Annotated in this window: 13 protein-coding genes; 3 read left to right on the plus strand and 10 right to left on the minus strand. The window is 46.6% G+C overall.

Going from position 1 to position 22,564, the window contains the following annotated elements:
- Positions 1–6 precede the first annotated feature (6 nt).
- From H735_RS01035 to H735_RS01045, 3 genes are all read left to right on the plus strand, one after another.
- On the plus strand, positions 7–1,926 hold the full coding sequence (locus H735_RS01035) for a beta-N-acetylhexosaminidase (protein ID WP_020196587.1): 1,920 nt from the start codon (positions 7–9) through the stop codon (positions 1,924–1,926).
- 86 nt (positions 1,927–2,012) lie between these two features.
- Positions 2,013–4,421, plus strand: coding sequence for a glycoside hydrolase family 94 protein (locus tag H735_RS01040; RefSeq protein ID WP_020196588.1), 2,409 nt, complete (start codon positions 2,013–2,015; stop codon positions 4,419–4,421).
- A gap of 124 nt (positions 4,422–4,545) precedes the next feature.
- Positions 4,546–5,958, plus strand: a complete 1,413-nt coding sequence (locus H735_RS01045) for a phosphoglucomutase/phosphomannomutase family protein (RefSeq protein WP_020196589.1) — start codon at positions 4,546–4,548, stop codon at positions 5,956–5,958.
- A 94-nt stretch (positions 5,959–6,052) separates the two neighbouring features.
- Here H735_RS01045 and H735_RS01050 read toward each other — a convergent pair whose 3' ends face one another.
- The 10 genes from H735_RS01050 to hrpB form a co-directional block, all read right to left on the minus strand.
- Positions 6,053–7,084, minus strand: a complete 1,032-nt coding sequence (locus H735_RS01050) for an ABC transporter ATP-binding protein (RefSeq protein ID WP_020196590.1) — start codon at positions 7,082–7,084, stop codon at positions 6,053–6,055.
- The gene (locus H735_RS01055; RefSeq protein WP_020196591.1) at positions 7,084–8,709 is read right to left on the minus strand and encodes an ABC transporter permease; all 1,626 of its coding nucleotides are present in this window, start codon (positions 8,707–8,709) and stop codon (positions 7,084–7,086) included. The genes H735_RS01050 and H735_RS01055 overlap by 1 nt, the downstream gene beginning before the upstream one ends.
- A 95-nt stretch (positions 8,710–8,804) precedes the next feature.
- Entirely contained in the window at positions 8,805–9,818 is a 1,014-nt protein-coding gene (locus H735_RS01060) for a Fe(3+) ABC transporter substrate-binding protein (protein WP_020196592.1), read from the minus strand.
- Positions 9,819–9,955: 137 nt separating this feature from the next.
- A complete protein-coding gene (locus tag H735_RS01065; protein ID WP_005439399.1) occupies positions 9,956–11,185 on the minus strand; it encodes an ammonium transporter in 1,230 nt (409 codons plus the stop codon).
- 25 nt (positions 11,186–11,210) lie between these two features.
- Positions 11,211–11,549 carry a P-II family nitrogen regulator gene (locus tag H735_RS01070; protein WP_005439398.1) on the minus strand — a complete coding sequence of 113 codons (339 nt, stop codon included), beginning with the start codon at positions 11,547–11,549 and terminating at the stop codon, positions 11,211–11,213.
- 188 nt (positions 11,550–11,737) lie between these two features.
- On the minus strand, positions 11,738–12,106 hold the full coding sequence (locus H735_RS01075; RefSeq protein ID WP_005439396.1) for a YacL family protein: 369 nt from the start codon (positions 12,104–12,106) through the stop codon (positions 11,738–11,740).
- Positions 12,107–12,454: 348 nt separating this feature from the next.
- On the minus strand, positions 12,455–15,043 hold the full coding sequence (gene acnB, locus H735_RS01080) for a bifunctional aconitate hydratase 2/2-methylisocitrate dehydratase (RefSeq protein ID WP_020196594.1): 2,589 nt from the start codon (positions 15,041–15,043) through the stop codon (positions 12,455–12,457).
- A 269-nt stretch (positions 15,044–15,312) separates the two neighbouring features.
- Positions 15,313–17,625 (minus strand): patatin-like phospholipase family protein, encoded by a 2,313-nt coding sequence (locus H735_RS01085; RefSeq protein ID WP_020196595.1) that lies wholly within the window; start codon positions 17,623–17,625, stop codon positions 15,313–15,315.
- Between the two features lie 87 nt (positions 17,626–17,712).
- Positions 17,713–20,103, minus strand: coding sequence for a penicillin-binding protein 1B (gene mrcB, locus H735_RS01090; RefSeq protein WP_020196596.1), 2,391 nt, complete (start codon positions 20,101–20,103; stop codon positions 17,713–17,715).
- Entirely contained in the window at positions 20,096–22,564 is a 2,469-nt protein-coding gene (hrpB, locus tag H735_RS01095; protein ID WP_020196597.1) for an ATP-dependent helicase HrpB, read from the minus strand. Before hrpB ends, mrcB begins: the two co-directional genes overlap by 8 nt.

Below are 22,564 nucleotides of genomic sequence, written 5' to 3' on the forward strand. Positions count from 1 at the left end.
GTGAACATGGAATATCGTGTTGATTTAGTGGTCCTTTCTGAGCAAAAACAAAACTGCCGCTTTGGACTCACGTTTCATAACTTGAGCGACCAAGACCTAAACAGCTGGAGCTTAACTTTCGCTTTCGATCGTTACATTCTTCCAGACAGCGTTTCAAATGGTCAACTGACTCAAATTGGTAGCTTTTGCACACTAAAACCGGAAGGTATGGTACTGGCTGCCAACCATCACTATTACTGTGAATTCAGTATTGGTTCAAACCCATTCCGTTATTACTCGGATGGCTTTAATGAAGCGATGATCGACTTTGTCGTTGATGGAAATCCACAGCGCGCACAAGTGGATGTAACACCTATCGTTTTAGCGTCACCTTACCGTGAACGCAGTGAGATTCCTGCAAGCTTAACCCATGCACAACCGTTGCTGCCAAAGCCTAATCATATTGAGGTCAGCGACCACTCGTTCACGTTTGACGAGCAAGCTGGCGTGGCAATTTATACTGACTTAGCCAACTCAGCAAAAACGTGGTTACTGGAAGAACTCCAGCGTATTCATCAGTTTGAGCTTTCGTCATCCAACAGCGGAAAAATCCTGTTTAAAAGCAACCCAACGCTAGATGAAGGCGCTTACAAGTTAAAAGTGTCAGAAGAGTCGATCAAGATTGAGGCAGGGTCTTCGTCTGGCTTTACCCATGCTTGTGCGACCTTATTGCAACTACTAAAACGAGACGAGAATACCAACACCATGGAAGTAGTGTGCTGCTCTATCAAAGACAGCCCTCGTTTTCGATACCGCGGCATGATGCTGGATTGCGCTCGCCATTTCCACTCGGTAGAGCAAGTAAAACGCCTGATCAACTTATTGGCACACTACAAGTTCAACACGTTCCATTGGCACCTCACTGACGATGAAGGCTGGCGTGTCGAGATCAAATCTCTTCCTCAGCTTACCGATATTGGTGCGTGGCGCGGAATTGATGAAACCATCGAGCCGCAATACACCCATTTGTCTCAACGCTACGGCGGCTTCTACACGCAAGAAGAAATCAAAGACGTCATCGAATTTGCAGCACAACGTGGCATCACCATCATTCCTGAAATTGATGTACCTGGTCATTGTCGTGCCGCGATTAAGGCTCTGCCACACCTATTGGTTGAAGCAGAGGATACGACGGAATATCGCAGCATTCAGCACTACAACGACAACGTCATCAACCCTGCTCTGCCGGGTAGCTACGAGTTTATCGACAAAGTACTTGAAGAAATCGCGGCGCTCTTCCCTGCTCCTTATGTCCACATTGGTGCAGACGAAGTGCCTAACGGCGTGTGGTCGAAAAGTCCGGCTTGCCAAGCGTTTATGGAGAAGTTGGGATACACCGATTACAAGGAACTACAAGGCCACTTCCTACGTCATGCAGAAGACAAACTACGCAAACTGGGTAAACGCATGCTGGGTTGGGAAGAAGCTCAACACGGCAACAAGGTCAGTAAAGATACGGTGATCTACTCATGGCTAAGCGAAGAAGCGGCGTTGAACTGTGCTCGCCAAGGCTTTGATGTGGTGCTGCAACCGGCACAAACTACTTATCTAGATATGACCCAAGACTACGCACCTGAAGAACCGGGCGTGGACTGGGCAAACCCACTGCCATTAGAAAAAGCTTACAACTACGAGCCGTTAGCAGAAGTCCCTGCTGACGACCCAATCAGAAAACGCATTTGGGGCATTCAAACCGCTCTATGGTGCGAAATCATCAACAACCCATCGCGCATGGACTACATGATTTTCCCTCGCCTGACTGCCATGGCAGAAGCATGTTGGACTGAAAAACAACACCGCGATTGGACCGACTATTTATCACGTTTGAAAGGTCACCTTCCTCTGCTCGACTTGCAGGGAGTGAATTACCGTAAACCGTGGAAGTAATACCAAGCTAGATGCCAACGCATCACGCTTAAAGAGTTTTTAAATTTTTGGCTGCAGGCGCAGCTTAGTAAAAAGGAAATACACAAATGAAATACGGCTATTTCGATAACGAGAATCGCGAATACGTCATCACTCGCCCTGACGTACCAGCACCATGGACAAACTACCTAGGTACTGAGAAGTTCTGTACGGTTATCTCGCACAACGCAGGGGGCTACTCGTTCTACAACTCTCCAGAATACAACCGTGTTACTAAATTCCGTCCAAATGCGACATTCGATCGCCCAGGACACTACGTTTACCTACGTGATGATGAGACAGGTGATTACTGGTCAATCTCTTGGCAACCAGTTGCGAAAAGCCTAGACGAAGCAAACTACGAAGTTCGTCACGGCTTGTCTTACTCTAAGTTCAAATGTGAATACAGCGGTATCACCGCAACGAAAACTCTGTTCGTACCAAAAGGCGAAGACGCTGAAATCTGGGATGTAGTGATTAAAAACACCTCAGACAAACCACGCACGATCAGCGCATTCTCATTTGTTGAGTTCTCATTTAGCCACATTCAATCTGATAACCAAAACCATCAGATGTCTCTGTACTCAGCAGGTACGGCTTACAATGAAGGCGTGATTGAGTACGACCTGTACTACAACACCAACGATTTCGAAGGTTTCTACTACCTAGCTTCAACATTTGACCCAGATTCATACGACGGTCAACGTGACAGCTTCCTTGGCCTATACCGTGACGAAGCAAACCCGTTAGCGGTAGAACAAGGTAAGTGTTTCAATACAGCGCAAACTTGTTACAACCACTGTGGCTCTCTACATAAGCAATTTACTATCCAACCGGGTGAAGAAGTTCGCTTTGCTTACATTCTAGGTATCGGTAAAGGCAATGGTGAGCGTCTACGTGCTAAGTACCAAGACCTTGCAGAAGTCGACAATGCATTTGCGGGTATCAAAGCACACTGGGATGAGCGTTGTGGCAAGTTCCAAGTGAAATCACCAAACGAAGGTCTAGACACCATGATCAACGCTTGGACGTTATACCAAGCAGAAACTTGTGTGGTGTGGTCTCGTTTTGCTTCGTTCATCGAGGTGGGTGGTCGTACTGGTCTTGGTTACCGCGATACAGCGCAAGATGCAATCTCAGTTCCTCACGCTAACCCTGCAATGACGCGTAAACGTATCGTTGACCTACTGCGCGGTCAAGTAAAGGCGGGTTACGGTCTACACCTATTCGATCCAGATTGGTTCGATCCAGAGAAAGCAGATGTTAAACCATCTAAATCTCCAACAGTAGTTCCAACACCTTCTGACGAAGATAAGATTCACGGCATCGAAGACACATGTTCTGATGATCACCTATGGCTAGTCCCAACCATCTGTAAGTACGTAATGGAAACCGGTGAGCACAGCTTCTTTGACGAAGTGATCCCTTACGCAGACGGCGGTGATGCAACCGTTTATGACCACATGAAAGCAGCGCTAGACTTCTCGGCTGAATACGTCGGTCAAACCGGTATCTGTAAAGGCCTGCGTGCAGACTGGAATGACTGTCTGAACCTAGGTGGCGGCGAATCTTCAATGGTATCGTTCCTACATTTCTGGGCACTGCAGGAGTTCATCGACCTAGCGAAATACCTAGGCAAAGAAGCCGACGTTGAAAAATACACAGTGATGGCAGCAAACGTTCGTGAAGCGTGTGAAACACACCTTTGGGATGACGAAGGCGGTTGGTACATCCGTGGTCTGACGAAAAATGGCGACAAGATCGGTACTGCGCAACAAGCGGAAGGCCGAGTGCATCTAGAGTCAAACACGCTTGCAGTACTTTCTGGCGCGGTATCTCAAGAGCGCGGCGAAAAAGCGATGGACGCAGTCGATGAGAACCTGTTCTCCGAATACGGCCTGCATCTAAACTCACCATCTTTTGCAACACCGAATGATGATATCGGCTTCGTAACTCGCGTTTACCAAGGCGTAAAAGAGAACGGTGCAATCTTCTCGCATCCAAACCCATGGGCTTGGGTAGCTGAAGCGAAACTGGGTCGTGGTGATCGTGCAATGAAGTTCTACGATGCACTAAACCCATACAACCAGAACGACATCATCGAAAAACGTATTGCAGAACCTTACTCATACGTGCAGTTCATTATGGGTCGTGACCACCAAGACCACGGTCGTGCAAACCACCCATGGTTAACAGGTACATCTGGCTGGGCTTACTTCGCTGTTACCAACTTTATCCTTGGTGTGCGTACAGGCTTTGATGGTCTGACTATCGATCCATGTATCCCAACGAACTGGCCAGGTTTCGAAGTGACTCGCCAATGGCTAGGTGCAACGTACAACATCAAAGTCGTTAACCCAGACTCAGTAAGCAAAGGCGTTAAGTCGATTACTGTGAACGGTGAGGCAATGAATGGTGCCTCTGTACCAGTTCAAGCGGAAGGTTCAGTAAACGAAGTTATCGTTACTCTAGGTTAATCATCTTTTAGGGGAGAGCTTCTCCCCTTTTGATTTATCCGATGCACTGAGTTTGATGAGTGCACCGGTTCGCTAGCAAAGATTTAAGGGGCGGTGGGATGCCGCTCTTATCGAGGATCGAATCATGATCAAATTTGGTACCGGCGGTTGGCGTGCATTTATCGGTGAGGAGTTCACTAAAGATAATGTACGTTTGGTCGCTCAAGCAGTTGCAAACATCACGAATAATGAATCGGTTGCTGATCGCGGCTTTGTGATTGGCTATGACCGTCGTTTTCTTTCCGATAAAGCTGGTCGTTGGTTCGCTGAAGTTCTAGCAGCAAACGGCATTGTGGTGAGCTTTATCGACAAATTTGTCCCAACGCCTATCGTAATGTTTAAAGCGAAGGAAATGGGCTGCGCGTACTCTGCATGTATTACCGCATCGCACAACCCTGCTGATTACAATGGCATTAAAGTCTTCATTGAAGGCGGTCGTGACGCAGATGAAATCATCACTGAAAAGATCGAATCGCAAATCGCTACACTAACTGCGCAAGATGTTAAAAGCGTCGATTTTGAACAAGCGGTTGAAGATAAGCTGATTGACATCATCAACCCGATGAACGAATTCGTTGACTCAATCATCGACTTTATCGACATCGAAGCGATCAAGAAGGCGAATCTACGTGTGTTGATCGACCCAATGTTTGGTGTTGCGAAAAACGCGCTACAGACCGTATTGATCAACGGTCGTTGTGAAGTTGACGTAATCAACGATGGCAAGAACCCAGACTTCGGTGGCTTGATGCCATCACCAAGTGCAGCAACGCTTTACCGCTTGATGCACCTTGTAGAACAAGAAGGCTATGACATTGGTATCGGTACCGATGGCGACGCAGACCGTCTTGGTATTATCGACGAGAAAGGTAACTTCATTCATCCAAATGAAGTACTGCTGCTGCTTTACTACTACCTACTTGAATACAAAGGCTGGACAGGCTCAGTGGTACGTAACATCGCAACTACTCACCTGTTGGATAAAGTTGCAGAAGATCATGGCGAGAAATGCTTTGAGGTTCCGGTCGGCTTTAAGCACATTAGTTCTCAAATGGAAGCTGACGATTCACTGATTGGCGGTGAAAGCTCTGGCGGTCTGACTATTCGTGGTCATATCAAAGGCAAAGACGGTGTATTCGCATCAAGCCTATTGGTAGAAATGATTTCAGTAACTGGCAAGAAGCTGTCTGAGTTGCTGGATGAGATCTACGGCAAGTACGGCTATGCCTACATGGCAGAAGGCGATTGCAAGTTCAAACCGGCGCAAAAAGACGTACTGTTCAACAAGATTTATGTTGAAAAGCAGTTGCCTGAGTTTGAGTTTGAAATCGAAAAAGTCAGCTATGAAGATGGTGCGAAAGTCTACTTCAAGAACGGCGGTTGGATCATCGCTCGTTTCTCTGGCACCGAGCCACTACTACGAATTTTTGCAGAGATGCAAGATAAGGACACTGCGGAACGTGTTCTTCAACAGTTTAAGGACTTCTTGTCTTTATAACTGAACCTTGTGCCCGCTTCGAGCACATAACCTATAGGTGAAGAACACTTGCCCGGCATCACCGCCGGGCCTTTTTCTATCTGGCCTTCATAAACTAGGCGAAAGCTAATACGCCTTGAGTTTCAACTTCTACAGCCACGCTATCACCCACATTCAATGCTTGAGCTGAGGTAGCTAACAGTCGGTCACCATTGACATCAATCACGTAACGACAATGATCCCCCATAAAGTGCTGCTCCAGCACTTTTACTGCGCTCTCTTCATCAACCTTAATTTGTACATGCTGAGGACGTAGCAGTAATGCACACTCACTATCGCGTTGAATTTCCTGCTGAGCATTCGCTTCTACTACACCAAGGTGGGTTTCGTATTCATTGTCGGAAATTCGCTTCGCTGCAAGGTAGCTGCCACCACCTAAGAAGTCAGCAACAAACTTACTCGAAGGTTGGTAGTAAAGCTCCGAGGCTGTGCCATACTGCTCGATCACACCATGATTCATGACTGCCATCTTATCGGCAAAAGCAAACGCTTCTTCACGACTGTGGGTGACAAAGATAGCGGTAACGCCCTGCTCTTTGAAAATTTTACGGATCTCTCGGATCAGTTCATGACGCACTTGGGTATCGATATTGGAAAATGGTTCATCCAACAACAGAAGATCCGGTTTGTAAGCCAGTGAACGGGCAATCGCCACGCGCTGCTGCTGACCACCAGAGAGTTGGTGAGGATAACGGTCGCCGTAACCTTTAAGGTGAACCAAGCCGAGCATCTCTTCGACTTTAATCAGCTTTTGCTGCGCCGATTCGTTCTTTAAGCCAAAAGCAATGTTCTCAGCGACTGTTAGGTGTGGGAACAAAGCGTAATCTTGGAAAATCATACCAATATTACGCTGCTCTGGTGGTAGCCAATTTTTACCATCATCAATAGTCAGGCAGTTCAAGCTCATTTGACCGGAACTCAGAGGAAGCAGCCCAGCAATGGCTTTCAAAAGCGTTGTCTTACCACAGCCACTTGCGCCGAGCAGACAGACAATCTGTCCTTGTTCAACTTCCAGAGAAAGCGACTCCAGAACAGTCTGATCGTCATACTGACAAGTTAGGTTTTTAATCGATAATGCGCAGCTCATCAGTGACTTTGCTCCAGTGAACGGTTAACAACAACAAGCGGGATCAACCCAACGAGAACCAGTAATACTGCCGGAAGTGCGGCAAGCTCTAAATGCTCATCCGAAGCGAAGTTGTAAACATACGTCGCTAAGGTTTCAAAGTTAAATGGTCGCAATAGTAGTGCAGCATTGAGCTCTTTCATCGACTCAATAAATACCAAAAGACCAGCAATCAAAGCGCCACGCTTAACTAAAGGAAAATGCACTCGCCAAAGCATGGTATTTGGCGTACACCCCATGGTTCGGGAAGCCATGTCTAACGATGGAGAGATCTTATTTAAGTTACTTTCCACACTGCCAATTGCAACAGCCGAGAAACGCACCACCATCGCGAAAATCAACGCGAACATGGAGCCAGAGAAAATAAGCCCAGGCCTGCCCCATTCCATTGCTTTAGCAATATCGTTAACACGGTGATCCATAAACAGCACCGCAACCATTACGCCGATAGCCAATACTGTACCAGGGACAGCGTAGCCCATCGAAGACAAGCGCATAAACACTAAACTCGAGCGGCCACCGTTAACGCGTTGACTGAAGTTCACTGTTAAAGCAATCACCACACCGATAATCGCAGCCGTGATGGAAACAACCAAGCTGTTTAGTGCGTACTCTCGAAACTCAGCAGTCCAGCTTTGTGCAAAGTAAGTGATGGCGTAATCAATCAACTGTAGCAATGGGAAGATGAAGGCTATTGCAACTAGGCCCCAACACCAGATTAATGCACCCCATTTTTGCCAACCTTGTAACTCATAACGGAAATCTTCATGGCTATTAAACTGACTTTGAAACAGCTTTTGCTTACGTCGACTGTAACGTTCAGCACTTAATAATAAAACAACGACGACCAACATAATCGCTGATATTTTTGCTGCGGCATTGAGGTTCGAATATCCAAGCCAAGTATCATAAACCGCAGTCGTAAGCGTGTTCACAGCAAAGTAGCTGACGGTTCCGAAATCACCGATGGTTTCCATCGCGACCAGAGACAAACCAACAGCGATAGAGGGTCTTACAAGCGGTAAAGAGATGCGCCAAAAACTTTCCCAAGGCGAGCATTTCAGTAAACGCGCACTTTGTAGCAGAGAGACATTCTGTTCCATAAATGCAGCACGACAAAGCAAGTACACGTATGGGTAAAGCACCAAAGATAAGACTAATATCGCTCCACCTAAGGTTCGAATATCAGGGAACCAATATTCTCCCGGGCCCCACCCCGTTATATCACGCAAAAATATTTGAATTGGCCCGGCAAAATCAAACCAGTCCGTAAATATGTAACCGATAATATAACCCGGCATCGCAAGTGGCAGAACTAAAGCCCACTGCAACCATTTCTCGGTTGGCAGTTTGCACATCGCCATAAACCAAGCGCTTGGGATACCGAAGATCAAAGAGACAAACATCACACCAGTTGTCAATGCGATGGTGTTATAGATATAGGTAGGCATGACTGTCGACATCAAATGTGTAAACAAGTCATCCGTCTCACCAATGGCGGTATAGAAGATCGCTAAGATCGGCAAAACCAGTAGCAGGGTAAGTACCCCACTACTGGTTTTCCATAAAGAGTGTTTATCTTTCATTGCCTAAAAACTACAAGGCTTGATGAAATACAATTGCCGTTGCAAATACATCTCACAAATTAAAGAGAAGGGGAATTAAATCCCCCTACATGAAATTAAAGGTCAAACTTCACTTCATCTAGAAGTTTTGTTGCCGCTTCATGATGTGATGCAATGTCATCTAAAGAAATAGTATCCGCTTTAAACTCACCCCAAGATGCAACTAGCTCAGAAGGCTTAACACCTGGCTTCACTGGGTATTCGTAGTTCACTTCAGCGTACATGCTCTGAGCAGTATCACCCGCTAGGAATTCCATAAGCTTAAGTGCGTTATCTTTGTTTGGCGCGTACTTCGCCATCGCCATACCAGAGATGTTTACGTGCGTACCTGTTGTCTCTTGGTTAGGGAAGTTGATGTATACCGCATCCGCCCAAGCTTTTTGCTCTTTGTCGTTAACCATCTTACCTAGGTAGTAGCTGTTACCTAGAGAAACGTCACATAGACCTTCTTTGATAGCTTTAACTTGAGCACGATCGTTACCTTGAGGCTTACGAGCTAGGTTCGCTTTTACGCCTTCTAGCCATTCTTTAGTTTCAGCTTCACCGTGATGTGCAATCATCGCAGACACTAGAGAAACGTTGTAAGGGTGCTTACCACTACGAGTACAGATCTTGCCTTTGAATTCTGGCTTAGCCAGATCTAGGTAAGTGAAGTCACCACCTAGCTTACCAACGCGGTCACGAGAAGAGTAAACGCTACGAGTACGGGTCGTTAGTGCAAACCACTCATTGCCGTCATCTTGAAGTTGAGCAGGAATGTTCTTCTCAAGAACTTCACTGTCAACTTTTTGAACAAGTTTCTTGTCTGTCAGTTCAGATAGACGACTGATATCAACCGTTAGGATAACGTCAGCAGGGCTGTATTCGCCTTCCTGAGCCAACTTCTCTGCTAGGCCTTTTTTAGCAAATTTAACATTTACTTTAATGCCAGTTTCTTTAGTGAACTCGTTGAACATAGGCTCAACTAGGAAAGGTTGACGGTAAGAGTAGACGTTCACTTCTTCAGCTGCCATTGCTGTTGGAGCAAGAGTCGCACACGCAAGTGCAGAAAGAGTCAGCATTTTTTTCATTATCATATCCTTAATCATAATGATAACAGTTATCAACTGGGTTTAATTATATGCATGTAGCGCAGGAAAACAATTCTACAAAATGAAAAACCTGCTCTATGGAGCAGGTTTTGAATCATTTAGTTTGTAACTGTTTATTACTTAACAGTAACAAATTCAGGGTAAGCACCAACACCACAGTCGTGCATATCCATACCTTCTAGCTCTTCGTCTTCCGATACACGAATACCAATTGTCGCTTTCAGGATTGCCCATACCACTAGGCTTGCACCAAATACCCAAGCAAAGATAACTGCCGCACCTAGAAGCTGTGCACCAAACGTTGCATCACCGTTGCTCAGTGGCACAACCATTAGGCCGAAGAAACCACACACACCGTGAACTGAGATAGCACCTACTGGATCATCAATCTTAATCTTATCCAAACCGATGATGCTAAATACCACTAGCGCGCCTGATACCGCACCAATCGCCACAGCATAGAGTGGTGATGGAGATAGAGGGTCAGCCGTGATAGCAACAAGACCAGCTAACGCACCGTTCAAAATCATAGTCAGGTCTGCTTTACCCCAAGTTGTCTTACATACAAATAGTGCGGCAATTGCACCTGCAGCTGCTGCAGCGTTTGTGTTTAGGAAAATTTGACCAACTGCAGTCGCGTTCTCAAAATCCGAAACCATAAGTTGAGAACCACCGTTGAAACCAAACCAACCGAACCAAAGGATGAACGTACCCAATGTAGCGAGAGGCATGTTTGAACCTGGGATTGGGTAGATTTCACCGTTTTTACCGTATTTACCTTTACGTGCACCCAGTAATAGTACGCCTGCTAATGCTGCTGAAGCACCGGCCATGTGTACGATACCTGAGCCCGCAAAGTCACTAAAACCTGCTTCTGATAGGAAGCCGCCACCCCAAGTCCAGTAACCTTCCATTGGGTAGATAAATGCAGTCAGTACCGCTGAGAAGATTAGGAAAGACCAAAGCTTCATACGCTCTGCAACTGCGCCAGAAACCACTGACATTGCTGTTGCTACAAATACTACTTGGAAGAAGAAGTCCGACTCTAGAGAGTGGTCTGCACCTTCACCTTGTGTGCCAATTAATGCACCAAATGATGGTAACCAACCGCCTTCACCGTTATCGACATACATAATGTTGTAGCCAACCAATAGGAACATGGTACAAGCGATCGCGTAAAGACAGATGTTTTTAGTTAGAATTTCTGTTGTGTTTTTAGAGCGAACTAAGCCCGCTTCTAGCATGGCAAAGCCTGCTGCCATCCACATTACCAACGCACCGGAAATGAGGAAGAAAAAGGTGTCGAGTGCGTAACGTAATTCAGTTACTGTTGTTGTTAATTCCATGATAATTCTCCAATCCCTTGAATTCTTAAAGTGCTTCTGCGTCCATTTCACCAGTACGGATACGCACCGCTTGGTTCAGGTCGTAAACAAAAATTTTGCCGTCACCAATCTTTCCGGTCTGCGCCGCTTTTGTGATGGCTTCTACCACACGTTCCACATTGTCTGCGTGGGTTGCGATTTCTAGTTTTACTTTTGGTAGAAAGTCGACTTGATACTCAGCGCCACGGTATAGCTCCGTGTGGCCTTTCTGACGACCAAAACCCTTAACCTCTGATACTGTCATCCCTTCAATACCAACATCAGCCAATGCTTCGCGAACATCGTCTAACTTAAAAGGTTTTATAATGGCATTAATGATTTTCATTGAATCTTCTCCGCAGCTTTCATCCTGAAACAGTTTTATTAATCCAATCGGCGTGCCAACTTTTTATCTCATTGATTTATATAGAATTAGTAAAATTAACAAACTTATAAACAAAAAGGGCGCACCATATCGGTGCGCCCTTTTCACAAATATAAGGCAATTCGAGTCTGACTACCCAAAACTGTGCATTAAATGTTCAAAAAGTCTTTCCATTGCTCTATCAAGGCACAAAAGTCTTCTATACCACAGCTGGCTGTACTCTCTGCATCGTAGAAATCAAACTCGCTTTCCATTTCCACTTCATACTCATGGCCAAGTGCGTTTTCTTGCACTAGCACCTCATCACCGTGGATCATCAAACTGATCTCTGCACCAGTTAACCTATGCTCTTGAGATGGTGAAGAAAATGCCTGATCAATTAAAGCTTCTACCTGAGCAATTTTTGCTGGGTCTTTGCCTATTTCTTCTTGCAACCAACGACCCACAATCTCATGCCCCATGCTGCATTTGACATAGTATTCGCCCATCAATGTGTTGCGGATGAATTCAAATTCCATCGTGATCGCCTTTTCGTATCAATTTGGTGCGGAGTATACAGGGAGATTTGAGATGGGAGAAGCAGGAGACGAGAGCTCTCTCAATGGCTTGTTTAAAAGAGATTCCCGACTGCACTCCTTCGTCGCTTTCGGGAATGACATCGTTTTACTCTTAGCTATTTAATCGTCATCCTCAAGAGTGAGGCACGAGCGAGTTGGGGATCTCTCAAGACTTTGTCTAAAAGAGATTTCTATTCCCTCAGTCTAGGAAATGACGTAGTTCTAATATCTCGAAGCGCAGCATTCCAAAAAAAAAAGCGCCCACCAAAAGGTGGGCGCTTAACTAAGTATTCACAGAGCTCGCTAAGATTACGCTGGCTCTTGGAAGATCACGTTATCTGCTTTCTTGGTGTACTGTTCCATCTTGTGGAAGTTCAAGTAACGATAAGTATCCGCAGCTGTCGCATCAATTTGCTCCATGTACGCTAAGTATTCTTCCTTAGTTGGAATCTTACCTAGAATCGCACCCACTGCCGCAAGTTCCGCTGAAGATAGGTACACATTTGCACCAGTACCTAGACGGTTCGGGAAGTTACGTGTTGAAGTCGACATTACTGTTGCTTTGTCTGCAACTCGTGCTTGGTTACCCATACATAGCGAACAACCTGGAGTTTCAATACGAACGCCAGCGCGGCCGTAAATACCGTAGTAACCTTCTTCTGTAAGTTGGTCACGGTCCATCTTCGTTGGCGGCGCTACCCATAGACGAGTGTCTAATTGACCATTGAACTTCTCAAGTAGCTTACCCGCTGCACGGAAGTGACCAATGTTCGTCATACAAGAACCGATGAACACTTCATCAATCTGTGTACCTTGAACGTCAGACAGAAGACGAGCGTCATCTGGATCGTTTGGCGCACAAAGAATTGGTTCGTTGATTTCAACTAGGTCAATCTCAATCACGTGAGCGTATTCCGCATCTGAATCTGCTTCCATAAGCTCAGGATTTGCCAACCACTCTTCCATCGCAGTAATACGACGCTCGATAGTACGACGGTCGCCGTAACCTTCCGAGATCATCCATTTCAGCATGGTGATGTTTGAGTTTAGGTATTCCTCAATAGACGCTTGAGATAGCTTAACGGTACAACCTGCCGCAGAACGTTCTGCTGACGCATCAGACAGCTCGAATGCCTGCTCTACAGTTAGGTGCTCAACGCCTTCAATTTCTAGTACGCGACCAGAGAATTCGTTGATCTTACCTGCTTTCTCTACTGTTAGAAGGCCTTGCTTGATGCCGTATAAAGGAATGGCATGCACAAGGTCACGTAGCGTGATACCCGGCTGCATTTCGCCTTTAAAGCGCACCAAGATTGACTCTGGCATATCCAGTGGCATAACACCGGTCGCTGCTGCGAACGCAACAAGACCTGAACCTGCTGGGAACGAAATACCGAGAGGGAAACGAGTATGCGAGTCACCACCTGTACCTACCGTATCAGGCAGAAGCATACGGTTTAGCCACGAGTGAATCACACCATCGCCCGGACGAAGTGATACACCGCCACGGTTCATGATGAAGTCAGGTAGCGTGTGGTGTGTGTTTACGTCGACTGGTTTTGGATACGCAGACGTGTGACAGAATGACTGCATCACTAGATCAGCTGAAAAGCCAAGACACGCAAGGTCTTTTAGCTCATCACGCGTCATTGGGCCTGTGGTGTCCTGAGAACCTACAGTTGTCATCTTAGGCTCACAGTACTGACCTGCACGTACGCCTTCTACACCACATGCTTTACCCACCATTTTCTGAGCTAGCGTGTAGCCTTTGTCAGATGCAGAAGGGTCAACTGGCTTAGCAAATAGATCGGTTTCTTCTAAACCAAGAGAAGTACGAGCACGGCTTGTTAAACCACGACCGATGATCAGTGGAATACGGCCACCCGCGCGAACTTCATCAAGTAGTACTTTGCTTAGCGTAAAGCTAGAAATGTCTTCGCCGTTTTTACGTACAACGCCTTCGTATGGGAAGATGTCAATGACATCGCCCATGTTCATATTTTGTACGTCTAACTCGATAGGTAGTGCGCCAGAATCTTCCATTGTGTTGTAGAAGATAGGAGCAATCTTACCACCTAGACAGATACCACCTGTGCGCTTGTTTGGTACGAATGGGATGTCTTCCCCCATGAACCAAAGAACAGAGTTCGTTGCAGATTTACGTGAAGAACCCGTACCAACAACGTCACCAACATACGCTAGTGGAATGCCATCTTTTTGCAGTTCTTCGATTTGATTAATTGGACCAACGCTGCCTGGTTGGTCTGGAACGATGCCATCACGTTCCATTTTCAGCATCGCTTTCGCGTGTACTGGGATATCAGGACGAGACCAAGCATCTGGTGCTGGAGATAAGTCATCGGTGTTGGTTTCACCGGTCACTTTAAAGACTTTAACGGTAATCTTTTCCGCTACTTTCTCTTTTGATGTGAACCATTCAGCATCCGCCCAAGATTGTAGAACTTGCTTCGCGAATGCATTGCCTGCTTTGGCTTTCTCTTCTACATCGTAGAAAGCATCGAACATCAATAGAGTGTGAGATAACGCTTTTACAGCAATTGGGGCAAGCGCATCGTCATCTAGGAACTCGACTAGAGGCGCGATGTTGTAACCGCCTTGCATCGTCCCTAGTAGCTCTGCGGCTTTTTCACGGCTTACAAGCGGTGATGCCACTTCACTTTTAGCAACAGCCGTCAAGAAACCTGCTTTTACATAAGCAGCTTCATCTACACCCGGTGGGATACGGTTCTCTAGTAGGTCAAGAATAAAGGCTTCTTCACCTTGCGGGGGATTTTTCAGAAGTTCAACAAGTCCAGCAACTTGTTCAGCGTCTAGCGGTTTAGGAACAACTCCTTCGGCAGCACGCTCTTCGACGTGTTTACGGTAGGCTTCAAGCACGACTTTTTCCTCTCATTGCGGTTCCTCCTTTTTTCTTACTATTTTTCAAAGTAAAGGAGTGAACATCCTTGGAAACTTGGCTCTCCATTGCCCTTGTTTTCATTCAATTCTGATTGAGAAACAGCGCCGTAGAGGCCAAACTGTGGGCGAAAGAATAGCAAATTTAACGTTAAATTAAAATCTCATCATTTTGACCAACATAGCAACTTACGACTAAAGTCCGGTAAATTATGGCTAAATATGCGGAGATCTTGCTGTCCTATTCCCGGTTATTTAAATGATGTTCCAACGATCAAGTACACGGCATCTAAATCTTGCTCGGTACGACCGTATGCCAACATGATCGGTCCTATCGGAGAATCTACTCCAAAGAAAATCGATGCGGCATTGTACAGCGGCGCTTCATTGAGCTTCAGATCGTTATCTGACCAAACACCACCGTGTTCAAGGGATGCACCTAAATACACAGGTGCTTCAAACAGCCCGAAGTCGTTATCCATCCATTTATAACGATACACCAGGCTGGTATAGAATAAGTTCTGCCCAATCAGGCTGTTACGTGGAATACCTGAGAGATTCAAGAAACCACCAAGCTCACGCGGGTCTAAAGGCACAGACGAGTTTTTGCTCTCAACAAAGCTGTATTCCACTTGTCCGACTAAAGTATGACGACTATGAGTCACTGCTCCCTTGAAACGCGCGGTAATCTCGTAAACGGTATCTTCAATATTACCGTCTGGGTTTAACTGACGAAAATCCTCTGGAGTCTTATCGTGAGAAACTAAGTAATCCAAATCGATCAGCATACCGTGCGTTGGGAAAGCGAAATCATCCAAGGTATCTAGGCGGTAATTGGCAAAGACACCCAAACGCTCATAATCAAGCTCACCGAAAGACTGAAAAGTGGATGCTTCAATCGCCCCTTTGGTATAGCGCCCGCCAACTCGGAACTCTTGCCAAAGCGTAGGTTGCACACCCGCAGCAAGCTCTGTAATAAACTCGGTGTAAGACACTGGCAGGTAATCGTAGACGGATCCAATATCAGGGTTTTCAAAGTTATCAGAGAGGTTTCTGTTCTCTGTGTTGTAATTCACTTTGCTAGAAACAAACAACTGCTGACTCGAAAGCACTGGAGAATAAAGCTCCGCCTCAATCAATTTATCCGTCCCCATATCCACATTAAAGGTCAGCTCAGCGCCGTGAGAGTTCAAGTTGGTAAAATTGGCCGACATGCCGATGCCATATTGACTATCGGTATTGAAATCATCTTCTAAGAAGAAGCGGAAGTTTAGGTAGTTTGGACCCCAAGATTTTTCGTTCACTTCAAAGACGAGTAAGTTCACCCCATCGATTTCTTCAAAGTGATAAGTGATCAGCTCAAAACGATCCAGTGCATAGAGATTTTCTACCGCTTTTTCGATCTCAGCCGTTTCTAGAGGGCGTCCTGTGTCTAACTCAAGTCGGTTAGTCAACAGCACATCACTGTAGTGGGTATTGTTCACAAGAACGATTTGGTCGACGACGCGCTCATCCCCATACTCAAGGTTCTTGCGCATGTCTTGTTTATGCTCGATGTATTTCTGGTACTCCGCATTCGATACACTCAGCCCTTCAAGTTTTGACTTTAGTCCTCGAGTGATCTCATAACCCGCTTTAAAAGCGTCTGGCATTTTTTCGAATTCTACCGTTTCCATTTGCCCAACATCAGGACGAATGTAGACATCATCACCGCTTAGCGTTTCGGCTTGCTCTTGAGTACTGCGGCGAACTAGGTAGTTGGAGAGTTGGTCTGCTACGGCAAATAAGCCAGTAAAGTCCTCTTCACTTTTGTAATCGGTACTAATATCAACGGCAATCACCACGTCGGCACCCATTGCGCGAGCAACATCAACAGGCATGTTATTGACTACCCCGCCGTCCACCAGCATATGACCATTCAGCTCGTATGGAGGAAGCGCGCCAGGCACTGACATACTCGCCATCATGGCATCAACTAGATAACCGTTATCTAGGACGACCTCTTCTAGCTCGACGATATCCGTCGCAACTGAGCGGTATGGAATGGCAAGATCATCAAAGGAGTTAAATCGGCCAAGATTGCCTGTGGTTTCACGCAGAATGCGCAACATGTTTTGGCCTTGCACCACGCCAGTTGGCGAACGCACTTCACCAAACCTCAAACCTAGGTCAGTGGTGATTTGGTAACGGTCTTCGTATTCTTTATCGCGGACGCGACGTTGGCTGCGGTCGACACGGTCTCGATAACCGCTGTTCCAATCGACACTGTAGATAAAGCTTTCGATTTCATCGGCGCTCATTCCCGTGGCATATAGACCACCAACATAGGCACCCATGCTAGTCCCGGTGATGATATCGACGGGAATATTCATCTCTTCCAGAGCCTTCAAAACCCCGATGTGAGCGGCTCCTTTTGCCCCACCACCAGCCAGTACGACGGCGACTTTAGGACGAGATTGGTCATCACTGACTTGCTTAGCAAAGGAAGGCGTTGCAATCAAAAAGGAACAGACCCAGAGCGCAACACAACGCTTCCATGGGTTTGAGATCGACTTTTTGAACATTCACTTCTTCCTTTACTGAATATTGAACACCTACTTTTACTAAGATTTGAACAACTTCACAAGTCAGTGATGGCGTTTTTGGTGGTCTTACCAATCAAATAGGTTATTCAACCAATTAGATTTTTTCTCACACTGCTGTTTGATTTGCCCAGACTTGTCCCACACTGGCAGCTTGTATTCACTGCGGCAGTTCATTTCCAGCGCGCCATTAGCGGCTTTTTGGAATCCTAATGTGGTCACTTCTTTTGGCCAAGGCAACTCTAGTCGCTCAGGAATGCGTTGTTTAAGGTATTCCGCGTAGACACGCAGTGCACCACTTGAACCAGTTAGCTTGGTCGACTTGTTATCGTCGCGGCCAAGCCAAACGGTTGTCACTTCACGGCCGTCGACACCCACAAACCAACTGTCACGGCTGTCATTACTGGTACCGGTTTTGCCTGCAAGAGCAGCCCATGCGAACTGACTTTGTAGGAATCGACCTGTACCTTGAGCAACACCTTGCTTCATCGCGTAAGTCGTCAACCAAGCCGCTTGTTGGTCCACCGCTTGAGATGAGCGAGGTAGCGATTGATAAAGCACGTTACCATCCATGTCGATCACAGAGCGTAATGCCGATAACTTGGCGCGCTTACCTGAGTTAGTGACAGTCTGGTACATCTGCGCGACTTCGAATGGCGTCAACGAGAAGGAACCAAGGAACATAGAAGGCACTGGACGAATTTCATTCTTATCCACGCCCAAACGCTCTAGCGTAGCCGATACTTCTGGAATACCCAGCTCCATACCCAAACGCACGGTTGGCACATTGAGTGATTTCGCCAACGCTAAGTACAGCGGCACATCACCACGGAACTTACGGTCGAAGTTACGTGGCGACCAAACCGAGCCTTTACTGCCTTTCAAGCTAAGCGGAGTATCGTGAAGCGTAGTTGCAAGGTTGTACTTCTCTGGCTGCTCTAGCGCGGTTAAATAGATCGCAGGCTTAACCAAAGAACCTATTGGACGACTTGCATTCAAAGCACGGTTAAAACCTTCATAGCCAACACGTTTACCACCGACCATAGCGCGAATCTCGCCACTATGACGGTCAACCGCAACCGCTGCAGCCTCGAGCTCTTTACCTGCACGTTTAGCAAGCTCAGGGACTTTCTTCGCGATCGCTTGCTCTAACTTGCTTTGCGATACAGGGTCGAGAGAAGTAAACAAACGTAAACCTGTTTCAGCTTTGAAGTTGTCACCTACTTTTTCTTTCAGCTCAATGTTCAGTTGTTGGAAGTACGCTGGCTGACGACTCGCGATACGAGGTTTACTTTGTGTATCTAACGGGCGATTTACCGCTTGTTCGTATTGCTGCGCGGTTAACATGTCTTGTTGCATCAACAAACGCAATACCAAGTCACGACGCGTTTTGGTGCGCTCAGGGTAACGAATTGGATTGTAGTAAGACGGTCCTTTCACCATACCCACCAACATAGCGAGTTGGTCGATACGAAGCTCTTGAATCGGTTGACCGAAGTAGTAACGTGATGCCAAAGCAAAACCATGGATTGCATCACCACCGCTCTGACCCAAGTAGACTTCATTCAGGTAAGCTTCAAGAATACGGTCTTTGCTGTAGCGGTAGTCCAGAATCAGAGCAATGTACGCCTCACGGACTTTTCGCCACAAGGTTTTATCACGTGTCAGGAATAAGTTTTTCGCAAGCTGCTGAGTAAGTGTACTACCACCTTGAACAGTACGACCCGCTTTGATGTTAGCAACAAGGGCACGACCAATCGCCAGCGGCGAAACGCCATCATGCTGATAGAAATCACGGTCTTCAGTTGCTAACAGTGCATCGACAAGCACTTCTGGGAATTGATCTCGACGTAAGAACAGACGCTGTTCATTCTGATCTTTTTCCAACATCCCTAGCATCTTAGGTTCAATACGCAGGTAACCAAGATCGCCTTTGGATTCCAGAGATTGAATGCGTTGTAAACCACTGCTTGAGAAATGCAGCATGACGTGACGATCAGGCTCAGGACCGTCAGCAAACTCGAACGGACGACGAATAAGCTCAATACGCGTTGAAGAAGAAGAGTATTCACCCGGATAACGAGGCTGACTTACCTTACGGTAGTTCAATACATCAAGCTCATTGCGCATCTCTTTGATGGTAATGTTCTCACCCGGACTCAAATTGAGGATACGCGCATAAACGACAGTTGGCAGATCAAACAGCTGGCCGTCAAAGCGATCTTTCACCACACTATCGAGATAAATACCGACAAACAGCAATACCGCCGCAAGCGCGACACCCGCTTTCCAACTAAATGACCAAATGACCTTAAGCCAAGACCGCTTGCCATTACTTGGCTTTTTCGATGGCGATTTTCTCGGTCGCTTCGCACCGCTTTTCTTAGCGGCAGTCGTTTTACTTGACGTTGTTTTCTTGGCTGGTGCTCTTTTTGCACCGGGCTTTTTAGTATCAGTCATTATTCAATTGTCTTTTTGTTTTTGTTGTCGCTACATGAGTGGCGGGATCGTCAGGCCAAACGTGTTTTGGATATCGGCCTTTCATCTCTTTTTGCACTTCTTTGTAGCTTCCTGCCCAAAAGGCAGCTAAATCCGTTGTCACCTGAAGAGGACGTTGTGCTGGAGAAAGTAACTCTAACACCAATCGCTTGCGACCTTGTGCCACAGTTGGAGAAGTGCTCTCTCCAAACACTTCTTGCATACGCACTGACAGCACAGGTTCATGACCAAATTGGTAACGAATGCGCTTTTTCGAACCTGTTGGTAAGCGATAATCTTCTGGCAACCACTCATCAATCTGTTGATTCAACGGCCAACCTAATCGAGCGTTCAACGCTTCCACTAGGTTCACTTTCGCCAAATCTTTCACCGATGATACCGTGCTCATGTACGGCTCTAGCCACTCTTCTAGGCCATTAAGCAAACTGGTCTCATCAAAACTTGGCCAAGCTTGCTCAGGTAACCATTCCACTGCGCAGCGAATACGTTCTAACAAATTTTCCGCTGCCGACGTCCAGTTTAGACTCTGTAAGCCCTGACGGCAGACATAAGTGAGTAAAGCTTGTGTCATTTTTTCTTTACCCGGACTCGGCAAGGCTTCGCGTTTAATCACCAGTTGACCAAGTTTGATTTGGCGTTCTGCAATCAAACGGCCTTTTTTCTCATCCCAATCAACCAGCTCAGCCGACGTGAAAAGGTGCACGAACGTTTCTTGTAATGCGTTGATATCTAAGTCACAAGCTAGGTTAATTTGGCTTGAGTTAGAATGCGAGCGCATCAAATCAATCGCAACTAAGTAATCACAACCACCGAGTGTCTCTTCTGGTCGACACTCAGCACCATGCCCGTTCGACAAAGTAAAACGACCATATTGGTTTACACGCTGCTGCGCGATGCGATCTGGGAAAGCTAAGCTCAATACTAGTGCCAGCACTCGCTCATCGACATTAGGTAAGCTGAATACCGTATCCAGTTTGTGCGCCAGCGCTTGAGATCGCTTGTGCAATATCGTTTTCTTTGCATGTGTACCACTTACCCAGCGATGTAGGCTATGCGCGATGTTAGTTACATTGCGCTCAGGCTCTTCAATTAGGGCGACCGCAGCCAAGGCGGTATTTAGCATTTTTTCACTGCGCTGCTGCGTCTGAATCAGCATTGCTGCTGAGCGCGGCTCTACACCAAGAGCATGGGCCGTTTTACCTGCAGAAGTAAGTTGGCCTTGCTCGGTAAGTAACCCTAAAGAAATCAACAGCTGTTTGGCCTGAGCAAGCGATGCTGAAGAAGGAATATTCAACCATTTAAGCTCAGCGATATCCCCTGCTCCCCAGAATGCCAGTTCCATGACTAAGCTTGCTAAATCTGAGTACAGGATTTCTGGTTGGGGAACTTGCGGTTGCTGCTTGAATTGGCTTTCCGAATACAATCGGACGCAAATGCCCTCTTCAATACGCCCAGCACGACCAGCACGTTGAATTGCAGACGACTGCGCTACTCGTACTTGCTCTAAGCGGGTAAGTCCATTCTTCAAATCAAAACGCGCCACACGCTCTAATCCAGAATCGACGACTAATCGAATACCTTCAATGGTCAAAGAAGTTTCAGCAATGTTAGTCGCGAGCACGACTTTGCGTTTACCTCCAGAAGCGGGAGCGATCGCTTTTTGCTGTTCAGCGAAGCTGAGTTGACCATAAAGAGGGCACACTTCGACGTTATCAGGTAGATGGGACAAACGCTCTTCGACTTGTTTGATCGCCGCCACACCGGGAAGAAAAGCAAGCAAAGAACCAGACTCTTTGCTCATCAAGTGCTCGATCGTTTTTGCCATGGAGGTCGGCAAATGATCATTCGCTCCAAGTGGTAAATAACGCGTTTCTACCTCAAAACTACGACCTTCCGACTCAATGTAAACCGCCTCCGGTAATAAGGATTGCAAGGCATCTTGGTCAAGCGTTGCCGACATCACCACCAGCTTTAAATCGTCTCGCAGTGCTTCTTGAACTTCTAAACTGAACGCTAACGCGGTATCGGCGTGAATGCTACGCTCGTGAAATTCATCAAAAATCAGTAGGTCGATGCCGTTTAATTCAGGGTCACTTTGGATCATGCGCGTCATGATCCCTTCCGTCACAATTTCAAGTTGAGTGTGCTTACTCACTTTTGTCTCGCCGCGCACTCGGTAACCCACACTCTCTCCGACTTGCTCTCCCAACTGCTGCGCCAAATAACGTGCGATATTGCGCGCAGCAAGACGACGAGGCTCTAGCATTACAATCTTGCCCGTCATGGCTTGGCTTTTAAGAAGTTGTAGTGGGAAGTAAGTGGATTTACCGGCACCAGGAGCTGCCTTGAGGATCACTTGGTGTTGATGTTTGACCGCCGTAAGTAATTGTGGCATCACGGCTTCGATCGGCAATTGTGACAA

Origin of the sequence: Vibrio owensii CAIM 1854 = LMG 25443 (genome assembly GCF_000817815.1) — a bacterium.
GTDB lineage: Bacteria > Pseudomonadota > Gammaproteobacteria > Enterobacterales > Vibrionaceae > Vibrio > Vibrio owensii.